Source organism: Variovorax sp. GW821-FHT06D12 (assembly GCF_059419205.1).
On sequence record NZ_JBWKRI010000010.1, the window covers coordinates 130,952 to 144,452 of the forward strand.

A 13,501-nucleotide genomic window follows, 5' to 3' on the forward strand; every position below is an offset into this window, starting at 1 on the left:
GACACCTGCAAGAGAGGCGGCGAAACGCCGAAACGGTTCGCGCCCCCTCCTCACCCCCCGGCCGGTTCGAGCACGAACGCGAAGTCCAGCGTGTGGAACGGCCCGGCCTGCACGCTGCCGTCGGGCGCATGGCCCGGGGGATGCGCCGCGAAGTCGCCGATGAGCGAGCTGCGCACGCCGAACACCGCGTCGCTGTCGAGGTACGGATCGCCCTCGCGGAAGACGTGCGTGATCAGCGTCTCGTAGCCCGGCGCCTGCACCATGAAGTGCACATGCGCGGGCCGCCACGGATGGCGCCGGGTGGCGCGCAGCATGGCGCCCACCGGCCCGTCGGTGGGAATCGGATAGGCCACCGGCGCCACGCCGCGAAACCACAGCCGCCCTTGCGCGTCGGTGCGCAGCACCGCCCGCCCCTGCATGGGGTTGCCGGGCCGCTGCACGTCGTAAAAGCCTTCGGCGTCGGCCTCCCACACGTCGACCACCGCATCGGCGACGGGCTCGCCGTCGCGCCCGCGCACGGTGGCCTGCACGAACAGCGGCTCGCCCACCGCGCCAGCCGCGATGTCGCTGCCCAGCGGCAGCTGCGGCGCGCCGGCCACGTGGAAGGGGCCGAACACGGTGGCCTCGGTGGCCTGCGGGCTCTTGGCGTGGTTCATCGCCACCGTGAGCATCGACAGGCCCAGGGTGTCCGACAGCAGGATGAACTCCTGGCGCTGCGCGTCGCACTTCTGGCCCGTGGCGGTGAGGAAGTCGATGCCCGCGGCCCACTCGGCCTCGGTGAGTCGCACCTCGCGCGCGAAGTCGTGCAGGTGGCGCACCAGCGCCGACAGCACCTCCTTCAGCCGTGCGTCCTCGCAGCCGGCCATGCGCTCGAGCACGGCGGCGGTGATGGTGTGTTCATCGATGTTGCGCATGGGCGTCGGGCTCCAGGGGGGAAGAAGGCGCGTGCGCCGCCGCCAGGCGCCGCTGCGTCGGGAACAGGGACCAGGCCCAGCGCTGCTGCGCCCAGCCCCACAGCCCCTGCTTGAAGAAGATCGTGGCCACGATGGCCAGCAGCCCGAGGCCGAGCAGGTACCAGGTGCCGTAGTCGCTCAGGAACTTGTTCAGCGCCCAGAACACCAGCGCGCCCACCAGCGGCCCCTCGATGCGGCCGATGCCGCCGATCACGACCATGAAGATCGCGAAGGCGGTCCAGTTCGGCGCGAAGGCCGCGTCGGGGCTGATGCGCAGGTTGCCTACGAAGTACAGCGCGCCCGCCAGCCCGGCGCCGAAGGCCGCCACCACGTACACCGCGAGCTTCATGCGCGCCACCGGGATGCCCTGCGATTCGGCGGCCATCTCGTTGTCGCGGATCGCCAGCAGCGCCAGCCCGAAGCGGCTGCGCAGGAACAGGTAGACCAGCGACACCGCCGCCACCACGCAGCCCAGCGCCATCCAGTAGGTGACGCTCTCGCGCGTGGCGCGCTCGATGCCGCGCAGCGCCGTGAGCGTGGTGCCCGAGCCGCCGCCCACCGCCGACACGTTGGCGAAGCTGAGCCGGAACACCTCGGCGATCACCCAGGTGCCGATGGCGAAGTAGCCGCCCGACAGCCGGAACGCCACGAAGGACACCGGCACCGCGATCAGCGCCGCGGCCAGCGCCCCGAGCGGAATCGCCACGAACGGGTTGACACCCGCGAAGTTGCCCAGCATCAGCATCACGTAGCCGCCGAAGCCGAAGAAGGCCTGCTGCCCGATGCTGACCATGCCGCCGTAGCCGGCCAGCAGGTTCCACATCATCGCGAAGATGAAGTAGCAGGCGATCTCGACGAACTCGCGCATCCAGCTGGGCTCGCCCCAGAAGGGCAGCGTGGCGGCCACCGCCACCAGCGCGGCGGCGCTCCAGCCCGCGCGGCGGCTGCTGCCGGTGTCGATGGTGACGACGACGGAGGCCATGGCGCTCAGTCCAGCTGCAGCTGCACGCGCGCGGCCACCTGGCCCCAGCGCTGGTGCTCGGCGCGCAGGCGGCGCGCCGCTTCTTCGGGCGTGTTGGCCACCACCTCGAGGTCCATGGTGGCCAGCCGCTCGCGCAGCTCGGGCGCGGCCAGCGCCTTCGCCACTTCGGCCTGCAGGCGCGCCACCACGGCCGGCGGCGTGGCGCGCGGCATGGCCATCATCTCGGCGAAGCTGGCGTCGTAGCCCTGGATGCCCGTCTGCGCCACGGTCGGCACCGTGGGCTGGCTGCCCAGGCGCTTGCTGCCGGACACGGCGATGGCCACCAGCTTGCCGTCGCGGATGATCGGGCCGACCGTCGGCGAGGCCAGGAAGCCGCAGGGCACCATGCCGCCCATCACGTCCTGCATGGCCGGGCTCGGGCCGCGGTAGGGCACGTGCTGCATCTGCACGCCGGCGTCGGCCAGCAGCATCTCCATGGCCATGTGGCCGGGCACGCCGGGGCCGCCCGAGGCGTAGCTCATGGGCTTGGCCCGGGCCGCGGCCAGCAGCTCGGGCAGGGTCTTGATGCCGGCGCCGGGAAAGCACACCAGCTCCTGGCTGAACGCGGCCAGCTGGGTCACGGGCACCAGGTCTTCCATCGGACGGATGGCGAGCTTGCGGTACAGGTGCGGGTTGATGGTCAGCATGGTGTCGGGGCCGACCAGCACCGTGTGGCCGTCGGTGGCGCGCGCCACCTCCTGCATGCCGATGTTGCCGCCCGCGCCCGGCTTGTTGTCGACCACCACGGGCTGGCCCAGCGCCTTCTGCAGGGCCGGCTGCATCAGCCGCGACACGATGTCCCCTGGCGCACCAGCCGGGAAGGCCACCACCAGCCGCACGGGCTTGCTGGGCCAGGTGTCGGCGGCGTGGCTGGGAGCGAGGGTGGCGAGCACGGCGCCTGCCGCCATGCAGGCCGCGAGAGATCGGCGAAAAGCGTTCATGGGATGTCTCCTTTTTTTGAAATGGGGTGCGCGCTCGCCTACCAGGCGCCGATGAGGATGCCGGCCGCCAGCTCGCGCTCGTTCCAGCGCGCGATGTCCTCGGGCGCCACCGTGGGAAAGCGCCGCCGCTGGCGCAGCCAGTCGAACAGCAGGCCCAGCATCTGCTCGCGCACCGCGGCCAGGGCCGGGTCGCGGCCCAGGTCGACCAGCTCGTCGGGGTCGGCCTGCATGTCGAACAGCTGCGGCGGCAGGTCTTCGAAGTGCACGAACTTCCAGCGGCGCGTGCGCAGCATCGTCATGTGGCAACGCTCGACGGGTTGGGCCAGCGGCAGGCGCACCTCGTCGCGGAAGGCGAAGCTGTTCTCGCACACCACCACGTCCTTGCCGGCCGCGCCGGCGTGGCCGTGCAGCAGCGGGCGCAGCGATTGGCCTTCGAGCCATTCGGCCGGCTGCGGCAGGCCCAGCGCGTCGAGCATCGTCGGCACGAGGTCGATGCACTCGACCAGCGCGTCGCTCACCGTGCCGCGGAGCGCGTCGGCCTCGGCGCGCGGATCGACCACGATCAGCGGCACCTTCACGATCGGGTCGTGGAACAGCTCCTTCTCGCCCAGCCAGTGGTCGCCCAGGTAGTCGCCGTGGTCGCTGGTGAAGACCACCAGCGTGTCGCGGTCCAGCCCCTGCGCGGCCATGAAGGCGAAGAGCCGGCCGAGCTGGTCGTCGACCTGCTTCACGAGCCCCATGTAGGTCGGCACCACCATGTTGCGCACCTCGTCGCGGCTGAAGTTGCGACTCACGGTCTCGCGCCGGAAGCCTTCGACCACCGGGTGGGCGTCGATGCGCTCGGCCTCGCTGCGCACCACGGGCAACATGTCGTCGGGCCCGTACATCGCGTGGTACGGCGCGGGCGCCACGTAGGGCCAATGCGGTTTGATGTACGACAGGTGCAGCACCCAGGGCGCGTCGCCGGCCTCGCGCATGAAGTCGATCGCGCGCTCGGTCGTGTAGGGCGTCTCGCTGTGCGCGCCGGCGATGTGCGCGGGCCGGTCGGCCCAGCGCATCTGCCAGCCGCTCAGGAGCTCGCCGTCGGGGCCGCGGCCCGAGTTGGCGAAGTCGTGCCAGGGGTTGTCGGAGTCGTAGCCCTGCGCGCGCAGCCAGTCGCAGTAGGCATTGCCCGTGACCTTGAACCCCGGCGGCCAGATGCCGTCGTCGCGCGCATAGGGCTCGAAACCGCCTTCCATCGCCAGCCGGCCCGCGCCCTGCGTCGGGTCGATGCCCAGGCGGCGCGCGCCCCCGGTGTCGGCCTCGACGTGCGTCTTGCCGACCAGCGCGCAGCGCACGCCGTGCGGGCGCAGATGGTCGCCCAGCGTCTTCTGCCCCACCGACAGCGGCACGAAGTTCCACATCGTCCCGTGGCTGCTGACATAGCGCCCGGTGTAGGTCGACATGCGCGACGCGCCGCAGACCGCGCCCTGCGCATAGGCATGGCTGAAGCGCACGCCGCGCGCGGCCAGCGCATCGATGTGCGGCGTCTGCAGGCGCGGATGGCCGTAGCACGAGAGGTGGTCGGCGCGCAGCTGGTCGCACATGATGAACAGCACATGCTTGAGCGGCGCGGGGGAGGTCTTGTCGGTCATGTCAGCAGGTCAGCGGGTCTTGGGGAACAGTCCCTGCGGCCGCAGCACCAGCACCGCGAGGAACACGAGATGGCCGAACCAGATGCCCCAGCCCGGATCGATGCGAAAGCCGATCTGCTGCGCGATGCCCAGGATCATGGCGCCGGCCAGCGTGCCCCAGAACGAGCCCATGCCGCCGATGATCACGGCCTCGAAGGCAAAGAGCAGCAGCAGCGGGCCGTCCGACGGCGACACCGTGGTGCGCATGCCCTGCAGCGCGCCGGCGATGGCGATCAGCACGAAGGCGATGCCCGTGGCCAGCGCATACACCTGCTTGGCTTTCAGCCCCATCAGCTCGGCGATCTCGCGGTCATCGGAGACCGCGCGGAAGGTGCGCCCCAGCGGCGTGCGCGTGAACATCCACTGCATCGCGCCCGTGGCCGCCACCGCGACCGCCAGGATCACCAGCGGCAGCGCCCCCAGCGCCAGCGTGTCGCCCAGCGGCACCGACGCGGTGGCCAGCGCGCCGACCTCGATGGCGCGCGGGTCGGCCGAGAACAGCTCCAGCAGCAGGTTCTGGATCACGATCGACAGGCCGAAGGTCACGACCAGCGAGGGCAGCGGGTCCTTGCCCAGCGTGCCGTTGAGCACGTGGCGCTGCAGCAGGTAGCCGAAGCCGAAGGCCAGCGGCAGCACCGCGAGCACCACCGCCCACGGCACGGCGGCGCCGGTCATCGAGACACCGGCGATCACCGCGAAGGCGCCCAGGATGATGAAGTCGCCCTGCGCCGTGTTGGTGAGTCGCATGACGCCGAACATCAGCGACTGGCCGAGCGCGAACAGCGTGTAGAGGCCGCCGAGCAGCACGCCCTGGAGCAGGGTTTCAAGCATGGGATTCCTCGATGCCGAAATAGGCTTGCGAGATCTGCTCGGGCGTGAGTTCGTCCGAGCGCCCCGTGAGCGACACGCGCCCGTCCTGAAAGCAGTACACGCGCTGCGACACCTGCCGCGCCATGCGCACGTCCTGCTCCACGATCACGACCGTCATGCCCTCCCCCGTGATGGCCGGCATGGCCGCATAGATCTCGCGGATGACGACCGGCGCCAGGCCGAGCGAGAGCTCGTCGCACAGCAGCAGCTCGGGGTTGCTCATGAGCGCGCGGCCCAGCGCCACCATCTGCTGCTGCCCGCCCGACAGCGAGGTGGCGGGCTGGCGCCGCTTCTCGGCCAGGATCGGGAACAGGCCGTACAGGCGCTGCAGGTTCCACGGCCCCGCGCGGCGCGGCGTCGCGCCCATCAACAGGTTCTCTTCCACGCTCAGGCTCGGGAACAGGCGCCGGCCTTCCGGCACCATCGCCAGGCCGCGCCGCACGATCTCGCCGGGCGGCAGGCCGCCGATGGGCTCGCCCTTGAAGCGGATCGCGTCGGACGGCGCGCGCAGCAGCCCCGTAAGGCTTTTCAGAAAGGTCGACTTGCCCGCGCCGTTGGCGCCGATGACCGCCACCAGCTCGCCCGCCGACAGCGTGAAGTCGATGCCGAACAGCGCCTGCGCATCGCCGTAGAAGGCCTGCAGGCCGTGGGTGTCGAGCAGCGCGTTCATGCCTCGATCCCCATGTACACGCGCCGCACCTCGGGGTCGTTCATCACCGCGCGCGGCGCGCCTTCCGCCAGCTGCTGCCCGAAGTTGATGACGAACAGCCGGTCGGCCAGCGACAGCAGCGCATGCACGACGTGCTCGATCCAGATCATGGTCACGCCGCGCGCCTTGATGCGTTTCAGTTCCGCCACCAGCACCGCCGCCTCGGGCTCGGTGAGCCCGCCCGCGATCTCGTCGAGCAGCAGCAGGCGCGGCTTGGTCGCGAGCGCGCGCGCCAGCTCCAGCCGCTTGCGGTCGAGCAGCGTGAGCCCGCCGGCCGGCTTGTTGGCGTGCGGCGCCAGACCGGTCTGGGCCAGCACCTCGTGCGCCGTCTCCCAGGCCTCGCGCTCGGCCTGCTGGCCGCCGAAGCAGGCGGCGGTGACGAGGTTCTCGAACACGCTCATGTGGCCGAAGGGCTGCGGCACCTGGTAGCTGCGGCCGATGCCGGCGCGGCAGCGCTGGTGCGGGCGCAGCCGCGTCACGTCGCGGCCCGCGTATTCCACGCGGCCGGCGTCGACGCGCGCATCGCCCGAGATCAGGTTGAACAGCGTGGTCTTGCCCGCGCCGTTGGGCCCGAGGATGCCCAGCGTCTCGCCCTCGGCCACCGCCAGCGTGATGCCGTCGGTGACCTTGAGCGCCCCGTAGGACTTGCTCACGCCGTGCAAGGCCAGCAACGTCATGGCAGCCGTCACTCAGAGCAGGCGCAGCGCGCCGCCGGTGGGGATCGCCTTCGCGGCCTCGTTGTTCACCAGCGTCAGCTCCACCTTGCGCTGCTTGCCCTTGCCCCACTGGCCGAGCACCAGCGGTGTCTTGCTGACGTTCTTGAACGGACCCTGCCCGCCCCACTTCACGGGGCCGACCACGGAGTTGATCGAGGTCGCGGCCACGGCGTCGCGCACGTCGCCGGCCTTGAGCGACTTCGATCGCGACAGCGCGTTCGCCGCCACCTCGAACAGCGCATGCGCGAAGCCGATGGGCTGCGTCCACTGCTTCTTCGTGCTGGCCTCGTAAGCCTCGGCCAGCGCCTTGGCGCTTTGCTGCGTGAGGCTGGAGCTGAACGGGTGCGACGGGCTCCACCACACCTCGGTCGACAGGCCCTCGCCGAGGTCGCCCAGCGCCTCGATGGCGCCCGGGAACAACAGCGCCTTGCCCAGCGTGATCACCTTGGGCTTGAAGCCCTGCTGGCGCGCCTGCGTGAGGAAGGTCTTGGCGTCGGGCGGGATCACCACGCCGGTGACGATCTCGACGTTGTCGCGCTTGAAGGCCGCGATCTGCGCGCTGAAGTCCTGTGTGCCGTTCTGGAAGCGGCCGGGGTCGGTGAGCGTGAAGCCCATCTGCGCGAGCGGCTTGGGAAAGCCCAGCTCCTTGTCGCCCCAGGCATTGCCGTCGCCGTCGTTGGGGAACAGGCCGCCGACCTTCTTGTTGGTGGCCACGGTCTTCCAGCCGTTGGTGAAGGTGGCGATGACGTCCTCGAGCCCCCAGAACAGGTGGTAGGTCCAGTTGAAGCCCTTGGCCGGGTCGCCCTTGCGGCCGAAGAACCAGGGCTGCCACGGCACCACGCTGGAGATGCAGGGCACCTCGTTGAGCTCGCAGGCGTCGCTCACCGGGTTGGCGGTTTCGGGCGTGCCGGCCGTGAGCACCAGCGCGACCTTGTCCTTCAGGATCAGGTCGTTGGCCACCTCGCCCGCGCGGTTGGGGTTCGACTGGCTGTCCTTGAGCACGATCTGCACGGCGTACTTCTTGCCGCCCACGCTGATGCCGTCCTTGAAGGCGGCCTTCATCTGCTCGATCACCCACTTGTCGGCCTCACCGAAGGGCGCGAGCGGCCCGGTCTGCGGCGACACGTAGCCGATCTTGAGCGTGTCGGCGGCGAACACCCGCGGCGCGGCGCCCGTGGCGGCGAGCGCGGCGGCGGCCTGCGTGAACTGTCTGCGGTTGAATGTCATGGCTGTCTCCTTCGTTGTTCGTGTGTGTCTTCGATGCCTGCGCTGCGCCTAGCCCGGCGGCTCGCCGTCGAAGGCGCGTTGCAGCAGCGCGCGGATCGCGTCGCGCTCGGCCGGGCCGAAGGGCCGCGGGTTCCAGTACGGGTTGGCGACGGCGATGTCGGCCGCGCGGTCGAGGTCGGCGGCGCGCATGCCGATGTCCTTCAGCGCCACCGGCGCGCCGTTGTCGCGCGCCAGCGCATAGACCGCCGCCGGCGTCGACACGCCGCCGAGCGCGCGCGCGATGCGCGCCATGGCACGCGGCGCGGCCTGTGCGTTGAACGCGAGCGCATGCGGCAGCACCACCGTGTGCACCTCGGCGTGCGGCAGGTTGAAGCTGCCGCCCAGCGTGTGGCACAGCTTGTGGTGCAGGGCCATGCCCACCGCGCCGAGCACGCCACCGCAGAGCCAGGTGCCGTACAGCGCGTCGGAGCGTGCGGCCAGGTCGTCGGGCTGCAGACGGATCGCCGGCAGTGCACGTGCAAGCGCAGCAATGCCTTCTTCGGCCATCAGGTCCATCACCGGGTTGCTGTCCTGCGCGTACAGGCCTTCGGCCGCGTGTGCGATGGCGTTGATGCCGCTGGTCACGCTCAGGCCCACGGGCAGCGTGCGCGACAGTTCGGGGTCGTAGATCACGGTGCGCGGCAGCACGCGCGGGTCCTTGCCGGTCTTCTTCAGGCCGTTCTCGGTGAGGCCGTAGATCGGCGTCATCTCGCTGCCCGCGTAGGTGGTGGGAATGGCGACGATCGGCAACCCGGACTCCAGTGCGATGGCCTTGCCCAGCCCCGTGGTGGAGCCGCCGCCCAGCGCCACGGCGCAGTCGGCGCCGAGCCGGCGCGCCAGGTCGCGGGCCTCGCGCGCCGTTTCCACGGGCACGTGCATCACGGCGCGGTCGAACAGGCCGGCCGCCTGCGCACCGAGCGAGGCCGCCACGCGCTCGGCCTGCGGGCGCTGTTCGGGCGTGCACAGCACCAGCGCCTTTTTCGCGCCCAGCGCATCGATCTCGCGCGCCAGGTGGCGCAGCGAACCGGCGCCGAACACCACGCGCTGCGGATGGGTGGTGTGGATGAAGTCGTGCATGGCGCGCTCCTTTTCTTTCCGGTTATTCGAGGCTCAGGCGGCGCTCGCGCACCAGCCGGGCCCACTTGTCCTGCTCGGTGCGCAGCACGGCGGCGAACTGCTCGGGCGTGTTGGCGATGCCCGTCAGGCCCTGTTCGCGCAGCCGCTGCTGGAACGCGGGCTCGGTCACGACCTTGCGCACCTCGACCTGCAGCCGGTCGACCACGGCGCGCGGCGTGCCGGCCGGGGCCAGCAGGCCGACCCACGAGTTCACCTCGAAGCCGGGGTAGCCGCTCTCGGCCACGGTCGGCACGTCGGCATAGGCGGCCACGCGCTGCGCGCCGGTCTGGGCCAGGGCGCGCAGCCGGCCCGCGTTGACATGCGGCTGGGCCAGCACGGCCGAGAGGAACATCATCTCGACCTGCCCGCCCAGCAGGTCCTGCTGGGCCGGACCGCCACCGCGATAGGGGATGTGCGTGACGAAGGTGCCGCTCACGGCCTTGAAGTATTCGGCCGTGAGGTGGTTGCTCGAGCCCGGCCCGACGCTGGCGTAGTTCAGGCGCCCCGGCTGCGCCTTGAGCAGGCCGACGAAGCGCACGAAGTCCTTGGCCTCGACCTTCGGGTTGACCACCAGCACCAGCGGGTTACTCGCCACCTGCGTCACGGGCTGCAGGTCTTTCGCGATGTCGAAGCTCAGCTTCGGATAGACCAGCGGGTAGGTCGCGTAGCTGTCGAACACCATCAGCAGCGTGTGGCCGTCGGGCGCCGCGCGGGCCACCTCGGCCCCCGCCAGCGTGCCGCCGGCGCCGCTGCGGTTGTCCACGATCACGGTCTGGCCGAGCGCGGCCTGCAGGCGCGGCTGCAACTGGCGCGCGACGGTGTCGACGATGCCGCCCGGCGGAAAGCCCACGACCAGCCGCACCGGCTTGGTCGGCCAGGCCGGCGCCTGGGCCTGCGCGGCCATGCCCCACAGCAAGGTGCAGGCGACCAGGGCCCGGGAGAGGATCGAGAAAGACATCGTGTGCGCCCGTCGGGTTGGAAAGAAAAATGGAAAACGTCAGCGCACGAAGTGCGGCGGAATCTGCGCGTCGACGTTGACCCACACGCTTTTCACCTGCGTGTACTCGCGCATCGCATCGAAGCCCATCTCGCGGCCGTAGCCGCTCTGGCCCACGCCGCCGAAGGGCGAGCCGGGGTTCACGCGCTTGTAGCTGTTGATCCAGACCATGCCGGCGTGCAGGTCGCGCGCCACCTTGTGGGCGCGCTGCAGGTCGCGGGTCCACAGGCCGCTGCCCAGGCCGTAGTCGGTGCCGTTGGCGATCTGCATCGCCTCTTCGTCGCTCTTGAAGGTGAGCACGGTGACGAAGGGGCCGAACACCTCTTCCTGCGCCACGCGGTCCTGGTACGAGCGGGCACGCACCACGGTCGGCTGCACATAGCAGCCCTGCGCCAGGTCGCCGCCGGGCGCGCCGCCGCCCGCCAGCACCTCGCCGCCCTGCGCCTGCGCGACCTCGACATAGCTCAGCACGCGGTCGCGGTGCTGGGCGCTGGTGAGCGGGCCCATCTCGGTGGCCTCGTCGAGCGGGTTGCCCAGGCGGATGGATTGGGCCAGCGGAATGAACTGGTCGAGGAAGGCATCGGCGATCTTCTCGTGCAGCATCAGCCGCGAGCCCGCGATGCAGGCCTGGCCCTGGTTGTGGAAGATGGCCCAGGCGCTGCCGTTCACGGCGGCCTGCAGGTTGGCGTCCTCGAACACGATGTTGGGGCCCTTGCCGCCGAGCTCGAGCTGCACCTTCTTCAGGTTGCCCGCGCTGGCCTGCACGATGCGCCGGCCGGTGGCGGTGCTGCCGGTGAAGGCGATCTTGGCGATCTCGGGATGCTCGGCGATGTACTGGCCCGCCACGCTGCCCAGGCCCGGCAGCATGTTGACCACGCCGGGCGGCACGCCGGCCTCGGCCATCAGCTCGGCGATGCGCAGCGAGGTGAGCGGCGTGATCTCGGCCGGTTTCATCACGATGCAGTTGCCGGCCGCCAGCGCGGGCGCCATCTTCCAGCTCGTGAACATGAGCGGGAAGTTCCACGGCACCACCTGGCCGACGATGCCCACGGGCTCGCGCAGCGTGTAGTTGAGAAAGCCCTCTTCCACCGGAATGGTCTCGCCCTGGAACTTGTCGGCCATGCCGCCGAAGTAGCGAAAGCACGCGGCGGTGCGTGGCACGTCGAGCCGGCGCGAGTCGCGGATCGGGTGGCCGGTGTCCAGCGATTCGAGCCGCGCGAGCTCTTCGCCGTTGGCCTCGATGAGGTCGGCCAGCTTCAGCAGGATGCGACCGCGGTCGGCGGCGGCCATGCGGCTCCACTTCGGGAGCGCGCGCTTGGCGGCGGCCACGGCCTTGTCGACGTCGGCCTTGCCGGCCAGCGCGACCTGGGCGATGGGCGTGTTGTCGTGCGGATTCAGCGTGGCGAGCGTCTCGCCGGATTCGGCGTCGACGAAACGGCCGTCGATGAAAAGCTGGTGGCGGATGGAAAGAGCAGGCATGGGTTCTCCTCGCCCTCCCCGCGCGGGGAGGACTGGATGGATGGGAGGCGGGAAGAAAGAAGCGGCGGCGGGCCGGCCGGTCAGAACTCGACCGGGATCTCGGGCGACTCGCCCTTCTGGATCTCGTAGACCAGGCTGGGCGAGCCGTTCTCCCACACCAGCAGCATCGAACGCTTGGGGCTGAAGCCCTGGTGGCGGCAGTAGGCGGGCATGGCGGCCATGTCGCCGGCCTTCATGATCACGCGCGCCATGGGCTTGCCGGTGTTCTTGTCGCCGCAGTCCCAGTGGATCTCGTCGGTCATCTGGAAGAACCACTCGACGCGGTCGTTGCCGTGGATGATCGGCAGGATGTGCTCCTCGGTCGTCGGGCACATGTAGCTGTGCTTCACCACCGAGGTGAAGCTCGGGTTCCACGTGACCTGCGAGCGGCTCAGGAAGCCGAAGAGGTTGAAGGCGTGCACCTCGTTCTCGAAGCCCGGCTCGGGGTGCAGCTCGGGCTGGCCCTGCGGCACGTCGGCAAAAGCGCGGTTGACCGGCGCGCCGCGCGCGTCGCTGCGCAGGTCGAGGTCGCCCTTCAGGCCCACGCAGCGCTTGGCCAGCTCGCGCGCCCGGGTGATCTTGGCGGTGTTGTTGCCGCTCTTGCGGCCGTAGGGCGAGCCGGTTTCCTGCGGCGCGGCGAAGGGGTCGAAGGCCTCGTTGGTCCAGTCGTCGAGCATGGCCTCGAAGGTGGCGCGGATCTGCGCCGTGGGGAAGTTCTCGAGCAGGTCGATGCCCGCGTCCTTCATCGTGCCGTTGAAGCTGCCGGCGTACAGGTCGACCGAGTCGTAGTGGTTGATGGTGCCGAACACGTTGTCGAAGTTGACCCAGCCGTAGAAGAAGCCCCAGGCCACGTCGCGCATCAGCGCACGCAGGTAGTTGCCGGCGTCCATGGTGTGGCTCATGGGACGGCCGTCCCGGGTCTTCCAGGTGATGTGGGCAAAGTACTCGTCGCGGCGGAAGCCGAAGCTGCCGAGCGAAAAATCCTTGTAGCCGAGCGTGGCATCGGGCTGCGATGCGATGACCTTGGCGAGTTCTGCGGGTGCGTTCATGGTGTGGCTCCTGGATGGCGGGTTCAGTGCGTCTGGCAGATGTCGGCCCACTTCTCGATGGAGAGGTCGCCCTTGCAGGTCTGCAGCACGATCACGCCGGGGTCGCCGGCCACGCGGAACTGGTAGGCCGTGTTCTTGGGCAGCAGGCCCTGGTGGCCACGCGAGAGCTTCATCCAGCCCATCTTCTTGCCCTGCGGCTCGCCCTCTACGCGCACGGCGCCGTTCTTCTCGGTGTCGGCCACGGCCTGGGCCGCATCGAGCTGCACGAGGTGCACTTCGACGTCGCCATCCATCGCCAGCGCGAACTCGTCGTGGGCGCAGGTGAACCAGGGCGAGGTGCCTTCGGCGCGCAGCGTTTCCAGCACGTAGATCTGGTTCTGGCCGAACACGACCTTCTCGTACGGTGCGCTGATGCTGGCGATCTCGAAGCAGTTGGAGAACGCGTAGTGGCGCACGTCGTCGTCGATGGGCTCGACGTGGCCTTTCTCGAAGTGCTTGAGGGACCCGAAGCGGGTCTGGTATGCGACGGTCATGGGTGTCTCCTGAGGTGCCGGACGATGCAGCGTGGTGGCTGCGATGTGTGCACTGTAGGAAACGGGGCGCGCGAGCGGTAGGCCCGAAACGCGGGCCGCATTGTTCGGCAAATCCGTTCAATGCACAGGGTTTACCCCG

General features: G+C 70.2%; 13 protein-coding genes. All 13 read right to left on the reverse strand.

What is annotated here, in order from left to right:
* Nucleotides 1-50 precede the first annotated feature (50 nt).
* Nucleotides 51-914, reverse strand: a complete 864-nt coding sequence (locus AC07SQ_RS27475; RefSeq protein WP_495273286.1) for an intradiol ring-cleavage dioxygenase — start codon at nucleotides 912-914, stop codon at nucleotides 51-53.
* Entirely contained in the window at nucleotides 898-1,935 is a 1,038-nt protein-coding gene (locus AC07SQ_RS27480) for a branched-chain amino acid ABC transporter permease (protein WP_492738367.1), read from the reverse strand. Before AC07SQ_RS27480 ends, AC07SQ_RS27475 begins: the two co-directional genes overlap by 17 nt.
* 5 nt (nucleotides 1,936-1,940) lie before the next feature.
* A complete protein-coding gene (locus AC07SQ_RS27485) occupies nucleotides 1,941-2,915 on the reverse strand; it encodes a Bug family tripartite tricarboxylate transporter substrate binding protein (protein WP_495273285.1) in 975 nt (324 codons plus the stop codon).
* Nucleotides 2,916-2,953: 38 nt separating this feature from the next.
* A complete protein-coding gene (locus tag AC07SQ_RS27490; RefSeq protein WP_495273284.1) occupies nucleotides 2,954-4,549 on the reverse strand; it encodes a sulfatase-like hydrolase/transferase in 1,596 nt (531 codons plus the stop codon).
* 9 nt (nucleotides 4,550-4,558) lie between these two features.
* Complete coding sequence (locus AC07SQ_RS27495; protein WP_495273283.1) at nucleotides 4,559-5,419, reverse strand: branched-chain amino acid ABC transporter permease; 861 nt, start codon at nucleotides 5,417-5,419, stop codon at nucleotides 4,559-4,561.
* The gene (locus AC07SQ_RS27500; RefSeq protein WP_495273282.1) at nucleotides 5,412-6,128 is read right to left on the reverse strand and encodes an ABC transporter ATP-binding protein; all 717 of its coding nucleotides are present in this window, start codon (nucleotides 6,126-6,128) and stop codon (nucleotides 5,412-5,414) included. The genes AC07SQ_RS27495 and AC07SQ_RS27500 overlap by 8 nt, the downstream gene beginning before the upstream one ends.
* The gene (locus AC07SQ_RS27505; protein WP_062479592.1) at nucleotides 6,125-6,844 is read right to left on the reverse strand and encodes an ABC transporter ATP-binding protein; all 720 of its coding nucleotides are present in this window, start codon (nucleotides 6,842-6,844) and stop codon (nucleotides 6,125-6,127) included. The genes AC07SQ_RS27500 and AC07SQ_RS27505 overlap by 4 nt, the downstream gene beginning before the upstream one ends.
* A 12-nt stretch (nucleotides 6,845-6,856) precedes the next feature.
* Nucleotides 6,857-8,110: an ABC transporter substrate-binding protein gene (locus AC07SQ_RS27510; protein WP_495273281.1), complete on the reverse strand. Its 1,254-nt coding sequence runs from the start codon at nucleotides 8,108-8,110 to the stop codon at nucleotides 6,857-6,859.
* A 48-nt stretch (nucleotides 8,111-8,158) separates the two neighbouring features.
* The gene (locus AC07SQ_RS27515) at nucleotides 8,159-9,226 is read right to left on the reverse strand and encodes a maleylacetate reductase (protein WP_495273280.1); all 1,068 of its coding nucleotides are present in this window, start codon (nucleotides 9,224-9,226) and stop codon (nucleotides 8,159-8,161) included.
* 22 nt (nucleotides 9,227-9,248) lie between these two features.
* A complete protein-coding gene (locus AC07SQ_RS27520) occupies nucleotides 9,249-10,223 on the reverse strand; it encodes a tripartite tricarboxylate transporter substrate binding protein (RefSeq protein WP_495273279.1) in 975 nt (324 codons plus the stop codon).
* Between the two features lie 39 nt (nucleotides 10,224-10,262).
* Nucleotides 10,263-11,726, reverse strand: coding sequence for an aldehyde dehydrogenase family protein (locus AC07SQ_RS27525; protein ID WP_495273356.1), 1,464 nt, complete (start codon nucleotides 11,724-11,726; stop codon nucleotides 10,263-10,265).
* A gap of 95 nt (nucleotides 11,727-11,821) precedes the next feature.
* Nucleotides 11,822-12,829 carry a hydroxyquinol 1,2-dioxygenase gene (locus tag AC07SQ_RS27530; protein WP_070059783.1) on the reverse strand — a complete coding sequence of 336 codons (1,008 nt, stop codon included), beginning with the start codon at nucleotides 12,827-12,829 and terminating at the stop codon, nucleotides 11,822-11,824.
* A 23-nt stretch (nucleotides 12,830-12,852) separates the two neighbouring features.
* Nucleotides 12,853-13,362 carry a cupin domain-containing protein gene (locus AC07SQ_RS27535; protein ID WP_495273278.1) on the reverse strand — a complete coding sequence of 170 codons (510 nt, stop codon included), beginning with the start codon at nucleotides 13,360-13,362 and terminating at the stop codon, nucleotides 12,853-12,855.
* Nucleotides 13,363-13,501 lie beyond the last annotated feature (139 nt).